The following is a 16,541-nucleotide window of genomic DNA, read 5'->3' as shown; positions in this document are numbered from 1 at the left end:
GTGGCGTTGCTGCGCTGCGTCCGGGGCACGAGAGTTCGTCGCCGGCCATCGACGGCAAGGTCCGCGCGGGTGGTACCCTCAGTACCGGCCGCGATCGTGATAGTCTCCGCCGCGGCCGCCCATTCCCATGCCGAGGCCGATACCAACACCGATGCCGATGCCTTGCATGACAGCCTCGGGCGGCGGACCGCGATCCGGCGGCGGCGCGCGATCGTAGACCACCTGGTCGGACGGCGGTCGTCGCTTGGGTGGCGTCTCGACCACCTTGCGCTTCGGCAGCGTGTCGTCGACGCGCTTCTTGATGACGGGAGCGACCGCCGGGTTGACCGGCGTTGCCGGTGTCGTGGGCGCCGAGCACGGACAGGTCGGAGCCATCGCGACCGCGACAGGCGTCGCCGCGGCGGCAACCGGCAAGGCATAGTTGCGGTTCTGTACGCGCAGCAGCAGCCGGCGCGCGGTTGCCGCGAGATCGCTGTTGTCCCAGTTCGCGAGGTAAGCCTCGAACGAGGCGCGGGTGTTGACGGCGACCGCGCGCTCCCAGGCCAGCATCTGGCGCCGGCGCTCCAGCACCGTGCGCAGGCGCGGCGTGTAGGAAGCCTGCGCGTAGAGCTCGATATAAGCCTGATACGCTTCGACGGTGTCATCCGCGATCACGAGCTCATAGGCGGCCTTGGCATCCTTGCCCTGCAAATCCTTGCGCCAGTCCGCGACGCTGCGCGTGCCGCTGGCGAACGCCATCGCGGATGCGCCGGGAATAGCAGGCTGACTGCCGCTGCTGTCGCCGAAGAACTTGAAGTCGGTGGTCAGTGACGAGCTCTCCCAGGGGATCTGCCGGCCGTCGGTCGATTGCGCCACGGCGACGCGGATGCGCTTGAAGACCTCCTCGATCGGCAGATTGGGCTGCTTGGCGATGGTCAACGCAGCAGTGGTGTAGGGGCTGTCGATGCCGTTGCCGTCCTCGGCCTCGGCGCCGGGCGAGGTCGAATAGGAGATGAAGGAGCCGGGCGCGCCGGCCTTGGTGTCGACGATCGCAAGGCCGTGGCCGGCGCCGCTGAGTGCGGGGAACGGGTTGTTGCGGCAGGCATCGAGCATGAAGATGCGCGCCCGCGTCGGCAGTGCGCCGAGCGTGTTGAGCAGATCGTTCAGCCGCACGCCCTGGAGCGGAATGTCGGCCTCGCGCTTGGGGTCGAGGTCGACGGGCACCAGATAGTTCTCGCCGTCGATCTGCAGCCCGTGGCCGGCATAGAACACCAGCGCGACTGTGTCGGCGCCGCTGGCGCCGACCTTGCCGGCGAAGTCCGAGATCGCCGCGCGCATCTCGGTCTGCGCCAGGTTGGCGGCCGTGGTGACGGTGAAGCCGGCACTGCCAAGCAGCTCGGTCATCGCCTTGGAGTCATTGGCGGCGTTGGGCAGTTCCGGCACGGTGCGATAGGCGGATTGGCCGATCACCAGTGCAAGCCGCGCTTCCGCGGCGGCCTCCGTTGGCGTCATCAATTGGGCGAGTGCGAGAAGACCGGAGGCAAGGAACAAATTGCAAAGGACTGGATGGCGCATGATGTCACCTCCATCGGCAATGCGCACGATGATGTCACTTTTTGTAGGTCTGCGCCATGAAGCCGTCTGTGCGCTGGATCACGCAGGGGCCGCGGCAAAATGGGGCAGGGAGCCTGCCGAAGGCGCAGCATCGGTTCGGGGCAATCCATGTGAATTGCGCATCGATCCATGCTCCAATTGGATCGATGCCCAACGTGCGCGACGGCGTCCTGCTCGGACATCGGCCGGCAAGCCGATCCTCAGGGATGATTTCCGGAAAAATCCCGTCGTTTCACCGTGTGGCCGCACTGCCGATGATCACCACGCACTGCTCCGCGACGGCTAGCCGCCACGCTTGCCTGTGCCGTCGCTTTGACCATACAGTCCCGCGACAGCCTGCGGCAACGACCGCAGCGAACAAAAAGAATCGGGGAGAGACCGCACCATGACCATCGTGCCCGTGAACCGTCGCGCGTTCATCAAGTCATCGGCGGCGGTCACCGCCGGCCTCGTGCTCTCTCCCGCCATCATCGGGCGCGCCGAAGCTGCGACCCTGAAGCTGAAATGCTCCTCGTCGCTGCCGAACGATCCCAAATATGCCAACGGCCGCGTCTACTATGACAATCTCGTCAAAAACCTGAAGGCGAACGGGCTGGGCGAGCAAGTCGAGGTCGCCTTCTTTCCCGACAACCAACTCGGCCAGGAGATCGACGTCATCAATTCGGTGAAGCTCGGTGTCATCGACCTCATGGTGTCGGGCTCGTCGATCTCGGCCAATCTGGTGCCGCTGGTCGGCACCTTCGATCTCGGCTTCCTGTTCTCGAGCTTCCCGCAGCAGACCAAGGCGTTCGACGCCGGCGCCGCCAAGCCGATCGAGGACGCGCTGCTTAGGGGCGGCAACATCCGCATCATCGCCTGGGCGTATAATTTCGGCTCGCGCAGCGTGCTGGCGAAGAAGGCGGTGAAGACGCCGGAGGATCTCGCCGGGCTCAAGATCCGCACCCTGCCAAATCCCGTCATCACCGAATGTCTGCGCCTGATGGGCGCGGCCGCCACGCCGCTGGCGTTCGGCGAAATCTACACGGCGTTGCAGGCCGGCGTACTGGATGGCCTGGAGCACGATCCGCCGACGATCCTCGCCAGCAAGTTCTTCGAGACCGCGAAATTCTACGCGCTGACGCAGCACAATTTCTCGCCGCTCGCGATCTACTTCAGCGACATGACCTACAACCGCATGGATCCGAAGCTGCGCGAGGGCTTTCTCGATGCCGCAAAGAAGGCCGCAGCAGACACCCGTGCCCATGGACTCGCAGTCGAGAAGGAGGCGCTCGCGGCCTTGGCCGAGAGAGGCGTGACGGCGGCCGAATGCGACCGCGAGGCCTTCAAGAAGCGCGTCGCACCGCAGACCGAGAACTTCATCAAGGCGCGGCCGGAGTCCAAGGCCGTCATCGACATCATCCGCGCGACGCAAGCCTGAGATGACCAAATCCGACGTGGCAATGTCGGCCGCCGTGCCCGTCTCGGGCGGCCGCCACGGAAGCATCACCCTGCTGCTTCGCGTCAGCGATGCGATCGCGGCCGTCCTGCTGGCCGCCGATCTCGTCGTGGTGTGCGCCTCCGTGCTGCTGCGCTTCTTCTTCAACGCACCGGTCGAATGGTCCGACGACGTCGCGCGCGGATTGATGGTCGGCTCGGCCTTCTTCGGTGCGGCGAGCGCACTCGCGCGCGGCGAGAATGTCGGCGTCTCCTTCTTCCGTGATCTCTTGCCGCTGCGGCTGCAGACGCTGGTCGATGCCGCCAGCGCGCTGCTGATCGTGCTGATCTCCGGCTACGTCGCCTATAACGCCATCAAGCTGGGTTCGCTCACCGCCGGCCAGACCACCGGTTCCGGCCTGCCGCTGGAGCTGACCTTTTATCCGATGGGCATCGGCGCGCTGTTCATGACGGTGTTCGCAATCGATCATCTCTGCGCGCGGCCGTTCCCAGACATTTTCAGGGGCCTCGCTGCGATCATCGTCGTGACCGGCCTCTATCTCGCCTGGGACTATCTGTTGCCAGCCTCGGTGCCGTCGGCGGGCACATTGATGCTGATCGGCTTCTTTGCAACCCTGTTCGGCGGTTTGCCGATCGGCTTCGCGCTGGCGCTCGCCGCGCTGATCTTCATCTGGGTCGAGGGCGCGCTGCCCGGCGTCATCTTCGCCCAGCAGATGGCGCGCGGCATCGACAATTTCGTGCTGCTCGCGATTCCCTTCTTCATCCTCGTCGGCTATCTCATGGAAGCCAACGGCATGTCGTTGCGGCTGATCGAGCTGCTGCAGCGCGCGGTAGGGCGTATGCGCGGCGGCCTCAACGTCGTGATGGTGGCCTCGATGGTGCTGTTCTCGGGAATATCAGGCTCCAAGATGGCGGATGTCGCCGCGGTCGGCTCGGTGCTGATCCCGGCGGCGCGCCGTTCCAGGCAGAACCCCGGCGGCGCGGTGGCGCTGCTGGCGGCCTCCGCGGTGATGGCGGAGACCATCCCGCCCTGCATCAACCTGATCATTCTCGGCTTCGTGGCGAACCTGTCGATCGGCGGCCTGTTCATGGCCGGGCTGCTGCCGGCGGCGCTGATGGCGCTGGTCCTGATCGCGGTGTCCATCATGTTCGGCAAGCGGCCGGCGGAGGCCGAGGACGTTGCGCCACAGGCGCCGGTGTCCGGGCTCTGGAGCGGTGCGATCGCCGCGTTCGGCCTGATCTTCATGATCTTCTTCGGCTTCAAGACCGGCTTCGCCACCGCGACCGAGATATCGGCCTTCGCCGTGGCCTATGCGCTGGTCGTCGGCAGCGCCGTGTTCCGCGAGCTCGGCTTCAAATCGGCCGCGCATAGCTTCGTCCAGGCGGCGACGCGCGCGGGTCTCGTGCTGTTCATCGTCGCTGCCGCGCAGTCGCTCGCGTTCACGCTGACCTTGCAGCAGGTGCCGCACGCGGTCGGCGATTTCATGCTGGGATTGTCGAAGACCTCGGGCGTCTGGCTGTTCATCCTGCTCGCGATCGCCGTGCTGATCGTGATGGGGTCGGTGCTGGAGGGCGCGGCCGCGCTGATCATCTTCGGGCCGCTGCTGCTGCCGGTCGCCGTGCAGCTCGGCGTCGATCCCCTGCATTTCGGCGTCGTTCTCGTCATCGCCATGGGCATCGGCCTGTTCGCGCCTCCTCTCGGGCTCGGCCTCTACGGCGCCTGCCTGATCGGCAACGTGCCGATCGAGCAGACGGTGAAGCCGATCATGGGCTATCTCGGCCTGCTGTTCCTCTGCCTGCTCGTCATCGCCTTCGTGCCATGGCTCTCGACCGCGCTGCCGCGGGCATTCGGCTACTGAAGGAGTTTTGTCGTGAAGGTCCTGCTCGCGCACACCCCGGAGATGCGGCGCAATTATTACGGCGATCGTAGCCTGAACGGCCTGCGCGCGGCCGCGGAGGTGGTCCTGCACGAGGGCGATGATCCGCTGGACGCAACCGGCCTCGTGCGCGCCGCCAAAGACGTCGACATCATCGTCGCCGATCGCATGACGGAAGGACGCGGCGAGATCTTTGCGCAACTGCCGCGCCTACGCGCGTTGGTCCGCTGCGCCGTCGACATCCGCAACGTCGACGTGGACGCGGCTTCACAAGCTGGCGTGCTCGTGACCCGCGCCGGTCCCGGCTTCGTGCAAGCGGTGGCCGAGCTCGCGCTCGGCTTCATGGTCGATCTCTCCCGCGGCGTGTCGCGGACCACGGCGGACTATCGGGCCGGGCGAAAGCCCGAGGCGCGGATGGGCCGCCAGCTCGCCGGCAGCCGGATCGGCATCATCGGCTATGGCAGTATCGGGCGCTATCTCGCCGAGATCGCAAAGGTGCTGCGCATGGAGGTGCTGGTCTCCGATCCCTTTGCGGCCGTCCGCGACAGCGCAATCCGGCAAGTCGGCCTCGACGAGCTGCTCGCCGCATCGGACTATGTCGTCTGCCTCGCTATCGCCAACGAGCAGACCGAGAACCTGATCGGCGAAGCGGCGCTGGCACGCATGCAGAAGCATGCCGTCTTCATCAATCTCTCCCGTGGCAATCTCGTCGACGAAGCGGCGCTGGCCCGCGCTCTGCGCGAAAACCGCATCGCCGGCGCGGCGATGGATGTCGGCCGCGCTCCCGACCAGATGCCGACACCCGAGCTGGCGAGGCTTCCCAACGTCATCGCCACCCCGCATGTCGGCGGACTGACGCCGCAGGCCATCGAATACCAGTCGCTCGAAACCGTGCGGCAGGTGGAAGCGATCGTGCGGGGCGAGGTGCCGCAAGGCGCCGTCAACGCCGAGCGCTGGACGCGCCGGCCCTGAGCTGCCCTACAGCCGGTCCACCGTCTTGAACGTCCCGTCCTTCTGAACTGGATTGGCGACAAATTGACGCCAACGTTCTCTGTGCTGGGGCAAGGCGTGGATGGCCGGGTCAAGCCCGGCCATGACGTTGTGCAAGCTTTGGCGCCCAAACTTTGACGTCACGTCGCGCAGCGGGCATGCGCGAAAAGCGCTTGACCGCAATATCCCAAGATGGTCCGAGAGTACCGTCTAGGGATGAAATAAGCACACCATGCGGCTTCCGTTCTTCTACGGCTGGGTCGTGGTCGCCGTGACCTTCGTCACCATGGCCATCGGCGTCAACGCGCGCACCGCCTTTTCATTGTTCTTTCCGCCGATCATCTCCGAATTCGGCTGGGAGCGCGGCGTCACCGCGGGCGCCTTCTCCTTCGGCTTCGTGGTGTCGGGCGTGGTCAGCCCGCTGATCGGCCGCCTGATGGATCGCGCTGGTCCGCGCGCGGTGATGGAGCTCGGCGTCGTGCTGATGGGCGGCGGGCTGCTGCTCGCACCGCTGACCAGCCAGCCCTGGCATCTCTATGTGACCATCGGCGTCATGGTCGGCGCCGGCAGCGTCTGTCTCGGTTATTCCGGCCAGTCGCTGTTTCTGCCGAACTGGTTCATCCGCAAGCGCGGCTTCGCCATCGGTATCGCTTTCGCCGGCGTCGGCATCGGCTCCGTGACGCTGCTGCCGTGGGTGCAGCACATGATCGAACAGACCGGCTGGCGCACCGCCTGCACGGCGATGGGACTGCTCGTCCTGATCGCGCTGGCGCCGATCAATCTGCTGCTGCGCAAGCGCCCCGAGGACATCGGCCTTCAGCCGGACGGCGATGCCGCGCCGGCCGCAGGCGCGACGAAATCCGTCTCCAACATCGTCGATCCGGTCTGGGCCGGCACCGAATGGACGCTGCAACGCGCCGTCACGACCGCGCGTTTCTGGTGGATCGCGCTCGGCTATTTCTGCGGCCTTTACATCTGGTACGCGGTGCAGGTGCACCAGACCAAATTCCTGCTCGACATCGGCTTCAGTCCCAGCGTTGCGGTGTGGGCACTCGGCGTCGTCAGCCTGCTCGGCATTCCCGGCCAGATCGCGCTGGGGCATGTCTCCGATCGCATTGGCCGGGAATGGGTCTGGGCGATCAGCTGCGCAGGCTTTGTCGTCTGCTTCGCTGCGCTGATCGCGCTGAAGTATCAATCTTCGTTCTGGCTGGTTTATCTCATGGTGTTCACGCAAGGCGCGCTCGGCTACGGCCTCACCTCGATCATGGGCGCGGTGGTGTTCGAGATTTTTCAAGGCAGGCATCAGGGCAGCATCTTCGGCACGATCATGCTGGCGGCGCTGGCGGGTGGTGCGGCCGGACCGTGGGTGACGGGCTTCCTCTATGATCGCGCCGGTGACTACACGCTGGCTTTCGCCGTCGCAATGGTCGTGAGCGGATTGTCGGCGTTCGCGATCTGGCAGGCCGCGCCGCGCAAGGTGCGGGCCGTGGCCGGCCGGCTGCACGAGCTCGAAGCAGGATCCGAATAGGTTGCGTGCGCATCAAGATGCAATGAAGCCAGCAAGAAGTCCACGCTCACGGCGAACCCGGCGCTCGATGCTCACGCTCGGGCGTCGGGGAAATTCACCGCTGGCCGGCATTTGGTCCAAGTAGACGCCGACGCGCTTTCACAAACGCACGATCGACAGACGACGAGCTGTCGAAGCATTGAACGGAGATCCCGCGAGATCCGTTGAAATCTCTTGTGAAAACGCCTTGTGACAAGGGATGCGGCAGCAGTCACTCGGCTACGGTTCCAACGCGCAGGTCTGGACCGTCGTTTGCCGATGTCGGATAATTGAATCTGATTTGGCGGTGGCGCTGCGCTCCCCAATCTCCTCACATAGAGATGCATCCCATGGCACAGGGCGCCTTCGCGCAGAAGCTCGAACGATTTTTGCATTTGAAGGATGCGCCGCCGACGCTGGTCACGCGTTCGCTGCGCAGCGCCGAGCTCGCCGTCACCGAAACCCGCGATGATCATCCCATGACGCGTCTTTCCGAGTCGATGCCCGCGGAGGACGCCTATCTCGTCAGCCTCAAATTCCGCGATTTCGCCGATTGCGAGTGCTGGGAGCGCGGCCGATGCGTGGTCAAGAGCGATATCCGCGCCGGCGCCACCTATCTGTACGATCTGAAACGTGATCCGCGCTACGTGATCGACAAGCCCTTCCATTCCCTGTTCTTCCATCTGCCCCGGTCGGCGTTGGACGACATGGCGAGGCAAGCCGGCGCACCGCGCATCGGTGAGCTCGCCTATCAGCCCGGCGTCGGCCATGACGATGTGACGGTCCGCCATCTCGGCGCATCGTTCCTGGCGGCGTTGCGGCAGCCTGAAGAGGCCAACCAGCTCTTCATCGACCACATGATGCTTGCGCTCACCGCACATGTTGCGACGACCTATGGCGGTTTGCGGCGCGCCGCCGAGCCGGCGCGCGGCGGCCTTGCCGCCTGGCAGGTGAAGCGAGCTTGTGAAAGGCTGGAGTCCGATCTCCGCGGCAAGCTCTCGCTGGAGAAGATCGCAGCCGAGTTCGATCTCTCCGTCAGTCATTTTTCCCGCGCATTTCGCGTCTCGACCGGCCTGCCGCCGCACCAATGGCTGCTGCGTCAGCGCGTGGACACGGCCAAGCAATTGATGAGGGCGCGCGAGCTGTCGCTGGCGGAGATTTCGATATCGGCCGGGTTCGCCAATCAAAGCCACTTCACGCGCGTGTTTTCCTCGGTGGTCGGCATCAGCCCGGGAATGTGGCGCCGTGAGGCGCAGGGCGCGCTGGACAGCGAAACCTGAGCTTCCGCTCAGCGGCGCCTGGTCCGGGAGATGGCGTAGGCAGCGCGCCGCGCCGCAAACATCTCGTCCGGCGGATGGCCGATGCCTTCGGCAAGGTTGGCTAGATTGAACAGAGCCGCGTCGCACGCCTTGTTTGATTCAGCGCCTGTTATCACGACCGCCCGCAGGGCCTCGACAAGGGATGTCGGCGTGGCTGCGCCGCTCGGGAACTCTGGCAGGACGGAACCCTGGCTTCGAACGATGGGGTCTTGTTTGTGGCGCGGCGCGGATCGAAGCGTCTTTCCCAAAGCGAGCATGGCTTGTCCGATCCTGCGACAAATCCCGCAGCCCGCCTGCTAGGCGGAAGCCAGCCCCGTCCTGCGCCTGAGATCCGTGATGGCGCGCAGAAAACTGTCGGCCGGCGTCGTCTCCGGATCGATCAGCCGGTGCAGGCGAAAGCCATCCTCCAGCGCGAGCACGACGGAGGCGATCCAGGGCGGATTCAGATTGTCGTTGCGCCCGTTGCTCTTCAATGTCGCCTCGACGATGTCGGCGACCAGCTTGCGTCGCGCCCGCAGGCGTTTGGCCAGTTCGGGCCGGCGCTTCTCGGCGCGCGCGACGAACAGGATCATCTCCATGTGGAGGAGGGGCGAGCGGCCGAGTGGATCCTGTCGGCTGCGATCCATCGCCTTCAGCGCCGCGATGAAGTCGTCGAGATTGTCGTGCTGCGCGAGGATGTCCAGGTTGCGCCGGATCGACTGCTCGACGTGGTCCTCGAGCATGGCGATGATCAGTTCGTCCTTGCTCTTGAAGTTCGAATAGAACGCGCCGCGGGTAAAGCCCGCCGCCGCCGCGATCGCCTCGATGCTGGCGCCGCCGATGCCGTCTTCTTCAAACACGCGGGCGGCCGCTTCGAACAGCTTGTCGCGCGTGTCGTCCCTGGTCGGTCTGGTTCTCACCCTTGACATCGGCGCAGATTAGGGCAGACTGCAACTCGATACAACAATGTATCGAGTTGATAATTTCAGGGATGGTTACGCCGGGCGATTGAGGGCAGCCTTGCGTATTCGTGTCATGCGGCAACTGATCTGAGGTCACCATGAACGAGCACGTGCAACCCGCCGGCGGACCGCTGTTCAACCCGCTCGCGCCGGATTTCATCCGCGATCCTTATCCGCACTATGAACGGCTGCGCACGATCGATCCGATCCATGTGACGCCGTTCGGCCAGTTCGTCGCCAGCCGCCACGCCGAAGTGAGTCTCGTGTTGCGCGACAAGCGCTTCGGCAAGGATTTCGTCGAGCGCACCACGCGCCGCTACGGTCCTGAGATCATGAAGGAGCCGGTGTTTCGCAGCATGAGCTACTGGATGCTGCAAGCCGATCCGCCGGACCACACCCGCCTGCGCGGCCTCGTGGTCAAGGCCTTCACCGCCCGCCGCGTCGAGGACATGCGGCGGCGGATCCAGGAGATCGTCGACCAGGCCATCGATGCCGTGATTGACCGCGGCCACATGGACCTGATCGAGGATTTCGCCTTCCGCCTGCCTGTCACCATCATCTGCGACATGCTCGGCATCCCCGAGGAACATCGCGAGGTGTTCTACAAGAGCTCGCGCGACGGCGGGCGGCTGCTCGACCCTGTGCCCCTGTCTCCGGAGGAGATCAGCCAAGGCAACGCCGGCAACCTGATGGCCCAGATGTATTTCCAGCAGCTGTTCGAGCTGCGCCGCCGCAGTCCCGGCGACGATCTCATCACCCAGCTGGTGCAGGCCGAGGAGGACGGCCACAAGCTCACCAACGACGAGCTGACCGCCAACATCATCCTCCTGTTCGGCGCCGGCCATGAGACCACGGTCAACCTGATCGGCAACGGCCTGCTCGCGCTCCACCGCAATCCGGATCAGCTTGCGCTGCTCAAGGCGCGGCCGGAGCTGATCGAAGGTGCGATCGAGGAATTCCTGCGCTACGATTCCTCGGTGCAGATGACCGGGCGCGTCACGCTGGAGGACATCGACGATCTCGGCGGCGTGAAGATTCCCAAGGGCGAGACCGTGCTGTGCCTGCTCGGCTCGGCCAACCGCGATCCCGCGGTCTACCCTGATCGGCCCGACCGGCTGGATGTCACGCGGACGAACGTCAAGCCGCTGTCGTTCGGCGGCGGCATCCATTTCTGTCTGGGTGCCCAGCTGGCGCGCATCGAGGCCGAGATCGCCATCGCCACGCTGCTCCGGCGGCTTCCGGACTTGCGCATCGATGACGTCGAAAACCCGGAATGGCGGCCGACCTTCGTGCTGCGCGGGCTGAAGCGGCTGCCGGCGAGCTGGTGAGGGCCGCGCGTTAACCTCCGCGTGCAACAGTCGCTGTGACTTCGCCACACTTCCCCCTATATAAGGGGCTGTTCCGGCGCTCCTGAGGCCCTCAGGTTCGGCCCGGGCCGGTTTGGCCGAGGGGAGACCCGTGCAGACGACGCTGCTCGGATTGGCGATTGCCTTCATCATTGCGCTGCTGGCAGCGTTGATCGGGCCTTACTACATCGACTGGAACCAGTTCAGGCCCCAGTTCGAGGCGGAGGCTGGCAAGATCATCGGCGTGCCGGTGCGGGTGGGGGGTGAGCTCGACGCGCGGCTGTTGCCGACGCCGACGCTGCGGCTGCGCGCCGTCACCTTCGGCGGCAACAACGATCTCGGCCGCCTGCGCGCCGACAAGCTCGACGTCGAGTTCAGCCTGGGCTCCCTGATGCGCGGCGAATGGCGTGCCACCGAGCTTTCCGTGGGCGGCATGGCGGTCGATGTTGGCCTCGATGCGCGCGGGCGGGTCGATTTGCCGTCCACCGCGAGCGGCACCTTCAATCTGGCGTCCCTCGCCATCGAGCGGCTGAACCTCAGCGGCCGCATCGCCTTGCATGATGCCGCCAGCCGCTCGACGCTGGAATTGAACGACATTGCCTTCTCAGGCGACGTGCGCTCGCTCGCAGGCTCGGTGCGGGGCGACGGCAGTTTCACGACTCGTGGAGTGCGCTACCCGTTCCGCGTCTCCTCCGGCCCCAGCGCCGACGGCAGCGCGACCCGTCTCCACCTCAACGTCGATCCCGGCGAGCGCGCCATCCTCGCCGATCTCGAAGGCGTGCTAGCCTTCGACAACCGCCAGCCGAAATTCGACGGCGCGCTGACGCTCGCGGTGCCCGCGACCAAGAAGGCGGGCGAGGTGGGGCCGACGCCCTGGAAGCTCGCGACCAGGCTCAAGGCCGATCCGGCCGGCGCGAAATTCGATCAGATCGACGCGAGCTTCGGCACGGAGGACACTGCGCTGAAGCTCGGCGGCGTCGGCGATCTCAGGTTCGGCGCCTCGCCGCTGCTGCGCGCGGTGCTGTCGGCGCGGCAGGTCGATGCCGACAGGCTGACCGCCAAGGACGATGCCGATCCGCAGCGCGTCGTGGCGGCGCTACGCGCTGGGCTCGCGGCGATCCCGCAGGTGCCGATCCCGGCGCAGATCGAGTTCAATGCCGATCAGATCATGCTCGGTGGCCGTCCGCTCCAGAACATCGCGACCGAGCTTGCGACCGACGGCAGGTCCTGGACCTTCCGGCGGCTCGAGCTGCGCGCGCCCGGCATGACGCAGCTCTCGCTCAACGGCGCAGCTCCCGGCGCCGACAGTTTCAGCGGCCGGCTCAGCGTCGAGTCCTCAGACCCCGACACGCTGGTGGCCTGGCTGCAGGGCCGCAGCGAGATCAACCGCCGCAGCACGCGGCCGCTGCGCCTCGCCGGCGACGTGACCATCGCCGCCAATCATTTCGCCATAGACAGGCTGAAGGCCGACATCGACGGCGGGGCGGTGGAAGGCCGCATCGCCTTCGTGCAGACAGGCGCGAGCAAGGGCTCGGGGATCGATGCGGCGCTCAGGGCCGACCGGCTCGATCTCGATGCCGCCGCGAGCTTCGTGCGCGCGCTCGCCGGCCCGCAGGGCGAGTGGCCGGAGGAGGCAAAGCTCTCGCTCGATATCGGCCGCGCGATCTCCGCCGGCCAGGAGCTGCGGCCGTTCGCAGCCAAGCTCTCTTACAGCCCAGCATCGCTGTCGCTGGAGCAGTTGCGCTTCGGCCAGCCCGGCGGCGTGACCACCGAGGCGAGCGGCAGCTTCGACCGCACCAACGCCACCGGCAAGCTCGCGCTGAAATCCTCGGCCAATTCGCTGCGTGAGCTCACCGCGCTGATCGAGCCGTTCGCGCCCGCGGTGCGCGCGCGCTTCGATGCCCTTCCGTCATTGCCTGGCGCGACCCGCATCAAGCTCGATCTCAGCCTCGACAAGAACGCCGAGCATACGGATCGCAGCAATGCCCGCGTCGCGCTCGAGCTCGACGCACCGCAGCTGAAGGCCACGGCGACGCTGGCGGCGCAGACACCGGCCGCCGCCATCGGCGGCCTCGACCTCGACCGCCTGCGCAACAGCGACTTCACGCTGGACTCGAAAGTTTCTGCGCCGCAGGCCGGCGTGCTGTTGGCGCTGCTCGGGCTCGATCGCATGGCGGCCGCGGGCGAGGGCGCTTCGCAATTCGAAGGCCGGCTGAGCGGCGCCTGGCACCGTCCAATGCAATTGAACGCAAAGCTCAGCGGCGGCGGCCTTGATGCGGACGCGCAGGGCAGCGTCGACCTGTCGGAGCCCAAAGGCAGCGTGAATTTGCGCGTGCGCAACGTCAACCTCGCGCCGCTGTTCGGGACCGGCACGACCGACAAGTCGATGCAGGGCGTCAGCCTGTCCTCGCGCCTCACGCTCTCCGGCAACCGCCTCACCTTCAACGATCTCGACGGCAGCGCGGCTGGCGCGCATCTGCGCGGGCGTTTCGCGGTGACGCTCGATCAGGACAAGAACGTCGACGGCGAGGTCGGTCTCGACTCGCTCGATCTGGCGCCGGCGCTCGCAATCGCCATCGGCGCGGCCGGACATGAGTCCGGCGAGCCGCTCAGTGCAGGACTCGTCAGCGGCTGGCGCGGCCGCATCGCCTTCCAGGCGTTGCGCGCAACGTTGCCCGGCGGCATCGAGCTGCGCCCCTTCGGCGGCGTGATCCGGAGCGACAGCCAGTCGCTCGCGCTCGATGCGCTCAAGGGCGGCCTCGGCGGCGGCGAGATGTCCGCGAGCCTTGACGCGCGCAATGGCGCGGCTGGTCTTGCGCTGAACGCGCGCGTCGAGCTCAGCAATGTCGACGCGGCGGCGCTGCGCTATCGCGACCTTGCGCTGCCCAAGGGGCGCGCCACGGTGCAGATGGCGCTGACCAGCCAGGGTCGCAGCGTCGCGGCCTTGACCGGTGCGCTCGCCGGCAACGGCACGGTGACGCTCGAGTCCGCCGAGATCACCGGCCTCAATCCCCGTGCCTTCGAGATCGCCATCCGCGCCAGCGACGGCGGCCAGGTCAGTGACGACAACCGGCTGCGGCAGCTGGTCGAGCCCGCGCTGTCGGCGGGTCCCATTGCGGTGCCCTCGGCGCAGATTCCGTTCACGATCCGCGACGGCCGCCTGCGCGTCGGCGCGACGCCGTTGGAAGCGAAGAACGCCCGCGCCATCGTCTCCGGCGGCTACGACATTCCCGCCGACCAGGCCGACATTCGCGCCAGCCTGACGCCGATCATGACCGGCCTCTCCGGCGCACCGCCCGAGATCCAGCTGTTCGCGGCAGGGCCTCCCGACAAGCTGAGCCGCACCATCGACCTCGCGCCGCTGTCGTCATGGCTTGCGGTGCGCACGATCGATCGGGAGACGCGGCGGCTCGATGCCATCGAGCGCGGCGAGCCGCCGCCGGCCACTGCCGCGCTGCCGACGCTGGTCTCGCCCGATCCGGAGCCCCCGCTGCTGGATGTGCCGCTGCCCGGCCGCGATCCGCGCCGCGCGCCGCCCAAGCCGAAGGCCGCGCCGACGCCGAAGGCGCCGCAGGCCGCTCCCGCCGCGCCAAGCCATCAACTCACAAGCCCTCAACTCACAAGCCCTCCACTCACGAGCCCGCCGCTCGCAAGCCAGCAGGCCGCGCCGCTGCCGCCGCCGATCGACGTGAAGCCTGCCCCCGGCCCGCCACCTCCCAAGCCCAGGCCAAAGCCGCCGCTGGTGCTGACGCCGCAGAATCCGTGAGGCGACAGCGTTGGCGGCTGGGCTCGATTCACCTCTCGCTACGGGAGAGGTGAAGCACCTTGCCCGCCGGTTAACCCATTCCCTCGCATTTGAAGGAATTTTCGTCGGCAAAACTGATTTGCCGATTTTACTGAATTCTCGCGTTTCATCTCTAGCGTCGGTTCCCAGAGGAATTTGGCGTCTCGCCGCGAGCGGCGGGACGGCGTGCCAAAGGGCTACCAAGAACTGGGGTGATCGAGATGAACGGGGCGAAATCGCTTCTACAGGATCTGGACGACGCGATCGCGCGCGGCACCGACGAAAGCAGGGCGAAGGCGTTGTGGCATGCGACCGATATTCTGATCACCGGCCGCTACAGCGACGATGAGATCAGCATGTTCGGCGAGGTCATCGGCCGGCTCGCCGACGAGATCGAGGTTGCTGCGCGCGCGCAGCTCTCCGAAGTCATGTCGGCGTGCGATCACGCCCCGCTCAACGTCATCGAAAAGCTCGCCCTCGACGACGAGATCGAGGTCGCAGGCCCCGTGCTGCGCGACTCCACGCGTATCGACGAGAAGATGCTGGTCGAGAGCGCCATGACCAAGGGCCAGGCGCATCTGCTCGCGATTTCCCAGCGCCAGTCGCTCGGCGAGGCCGTGACCGACGTGCTGGTCAAGCGCGGCAACCAGGAGGTCGTGACGTCGGTTGCCAAGAACGAGGGGGCGCGTTTCTCCGGATCTGGCCTGCTGCACATGGTCCGCCGCGCCGAGGGCGATTCGATCCTTGCCGAACAGCTCGGCCTGCGCAAGGACGTGCCGCGCCACATCTTCCAGCAGCTGATCGCGAAGGCGTCGGAAGACGTCCGCCGCCGCCTCGAGACCGAGCGGCCCGAGATGATGGCGCAGATCCAGAGCTCGGTGACCGGGGTCACCGGCGATCTCCAGTCCAAGTTCGGCCCGTCCTCGCGCAGCTATTTCGTCGCCAAGCGCGTGGTCACGACCCAGTACCGGCAGGGCAACCTCAATCAGGACTCCATCTCGAACTATGCGCGTCAGCACCGTTTCGACGAGGTGCAGATCGGCCTGTCGCTGCTCTCGTCACTGCCTGTGGACGTGATCGAGCGCGCGCTGATGGACCGCAACCGCGAGATGATCCTGGTCTTGTGCAAGGCGCTCGACTTCTCCTGGGACACGACGATGTCGCTCCTGTTCCTGGGCGCCAAGGATCACCTGATCACGGCGCGCGACCTCCAGGACAACGAGCGCGAGTTCGGCCGGCTCAAGATCGAGACCTCGCGCAGCATCCTGAAGTTCTACCAGTCGCGCAAGACCGGCGCGGGTGCCGAAACCGCGACGGGCCGTCAGCCCGAGCTGCAAATACACTGAGCGGGTTCATTCAGCGGGAATCGAGAGGGGAGTATCTGCAATGTTGCCTCAATTCGGCACCGCCGTTCGCAAGAAGAATCTCGGCAATGCCGTCACCGCCGATCTCGGCGGCGCAGCTCCGGACAAGGCCTCGGTGGATGCCGCCTGGCTCGTGCTGGAAGCCGCCAACGACCTCGGCGACCACGCCGCGGTGGACGCCTGCCGGCGCGTCATCGACGCCGAGCTGAACGGCACGGCAGCGCGCAGCTCGGACGTCGATCTGGTGCTGGGGTATTTCAGGTAGGGCGCGTCCCTCGCGACCGCACCAAGACCGTCATTGCGAGTGAAACGAAGCAATCCAGAATCCTTGCCTGGGACAGTCTGGA

Annotated in this window: 12 protein-coding genes; 9 read left to right on the top strand and 3 right to left on the bottom strand. The window is 66.3% G+C overall.

Going from position 1 to position 16,541, the window contains the following annotated elements:
• Nucleotides 1–78 precede the first annotated feature (78 nt).
• Nucleotides 79–1,554 carry a caspase family protein gene (locus EAV90_RS16485; RefSeq protein ID WP_129144016.1) on the bottom strand — a complete coding sequence of 492 codons (1,476 nt, stop codon included), beginning with the start codon at nucleotides 1,552–1,554 and terminating at the stop codon, nucleotides 79–81.
• Between the two features lie 424 nt (nucleotides 1,555–1,978).
• Here EAV90_RS16485 and EAV90_RS16480 point away from each other — a divergent pair, with 424 nt between their 5' ends.
• The 5 genes from EAV90_RS16480 (at nucleotide 1,979) to EAV90_RS16460 (ending at nucleotide 8,720) form a co-directional block, all read left to right on the top strand.
• Nucleotides 1,979–3,010, top strand: coding sequence for a TRAP transporter substrate-binding protein (locus EAV90_RS16480; RefSeq protein ID WP_129144015.1), 1,032 nt, complete (start codon nucleotides 1,979–1,981; stop codon nucleotides 3,008–3,010).
• Between the two features lie 22 nt (nucleotides 3,011–3,032).
• The gene (locus EAV90_RS16475; RefSeq protein ID WP_164936969.1) at nucleotides 3,033–4,886 is read left to right on the top strand and encodes a TRAP transporter large permease; all 1,854 of its coding nucleotides are present in this window, start codon (nucleotides 3,033–3,035) and stop codon (nucleotides 4,884–4,886) included.
• Nucleotides 4,887–4,898: 12 nt separating this feature from the next.
• Nucleotides 4,899–5,876 carry a hydroxyacid dehydrogenase gene (locus EAV90_RS16470; protein WP_129144014.1) on the top strand — a complete coding sequence of 326 codons (978 nt, stop codon included), beginning with the start codon at nucleotides 4,899–4,901 and terminating at the stop codon, nucleotides 5,874–5,876.
• A gap of 250 nt (nucleotides 5,877–6,126) precedes the next feature.
• Nucleotides 6,127–7,422 (top strand): MFS transporter, encoded by a 1,296-nt coding sequence (locus EAV90_RS16465; protein ID WP_129144013.1) that lies wholly within the window; start codon nucleotides 6,127–6,129, stop codon nucleotides 7,420–7,422.
• A gap of 368 nt (nucleotides 7,423–7,790) precedes the next feature.
• Entirely contained in the window at nucleotides 7,791–8,720 is a 930-nt protein-coding gene (locus EAV90_RS16460; RefSeq protein ID WP_129144012.1) for a helix-turn-helix transcriptional regulator, read from the top strand.
• An 8-nt stretch (nucleotides 8,721–8,728) separates the two neighbouring features.
• Here EAV90_RS16460 and EAV90_RS40610 read toward each other — a convergent pair whose 3' ends face one another.
• Both EAV90_RS40610 and EAV90_RS16450 read right to left on the bottom strand, forming a co-directional pair.
• Nucleotides 8,729–9,016 (bottom strand): hypothetical protein, encoded by a 288-nt coding sequence (locus tag EAV90_RS40610; RefSeq protein WP_245509541.1) that lies wholly within the window; start codon nucleotides 9,014–9,016, stop codon nucleotides 8,729–8,731.
• 39 nt (nucleotides 9,017–9,055) lie between these two features.
• Entirely contained in the window at nucleotides 9,056–9,667 is a 612-nt protein-coding gene (locus EAV90_RS16450) for a TetR/AcrR family transcriptional regulator (RefSeq protein WP_129144011.1), read from the bottom strand.
• 131 nt (nucleotides 9,668–9,798) lie between these two features.
• Here EAV90_RS16450 and EAV90_RS16445 point away from each other — a divergent pair, with 131 nt between their 5' ends.
• The 4 genes from EAV90_RS16445 (at nucleotide 9,799) to EAV90_RS16430 (ending at nucleotide 16,459) form a co-directional block, all read left to right on the top strand.
• Entirely contained in the window at nucleotides 9,799–11,028 is a 1,230-nt protein-coding gene (locus EAV90_RS16445; RefSeq protein ID WP_129144010.1) for a cytochrome P450, read from the top strand.
• Between the two features lie 130 nt (nucleotides 11,029–11,158).
• Complete coding sequence (locus EAV90_RS16440; protein WP_129144009.1) at nucleotides 11,159–14,812, top strand: AsmA family protein; 3,654 nt, start codon at nucleotides 11,159–11,161, stop codon at nucleotides 14,810–14,812.
• 239 nt (nucleotides 14,813–15,051) lie between these two features.
• The gene (locus tag EAV90_RS16435; RefSeq protein WP_129144008.1) at nucleotides 15,052–16,176 is read left to right on the top strand and encodes a DUF2336 domain-containing protein; all 1,125 of its coding nucleotides are present in this window, start codon (nucleotides 15,052–15,054) and stop codon (nucleotides 16,174–16,176) included.
• Nucleotides 16,177–16,216: 40 nt separating this feature from the next.
• Nucleotides 16,217–16,459 (top strand): hypothetical protein, encoded by a 243-nt coding sequence (locus tag EAV90_RS16430; protein ID WP_122402016.1) that lies wholly within the window; start codon nucleotides 16,217–16,219, stop codon nucleotides 16,457–16,459.
• Nucleotides 16,460–16,541: the final 82 nt, after the last annotated feature.

Source organism: Bradyrhizobium vignae (genome assembly GCF_004114425.1).
In the GTDB taxonomy this organism is placed as follows: domain Bacteria; phylum Pseudomonadota; class Alphaproteobacteria; order Rhizobiales; family Xanthobacteraceae; genus Bradyrhizobium; species Bradyrhizobium vignae.
The sequence above is the reverse complement of the archived record's forward strand: the minus strand, read 5'-3'. Positions and strand labels throughout refer to the sequence as shown.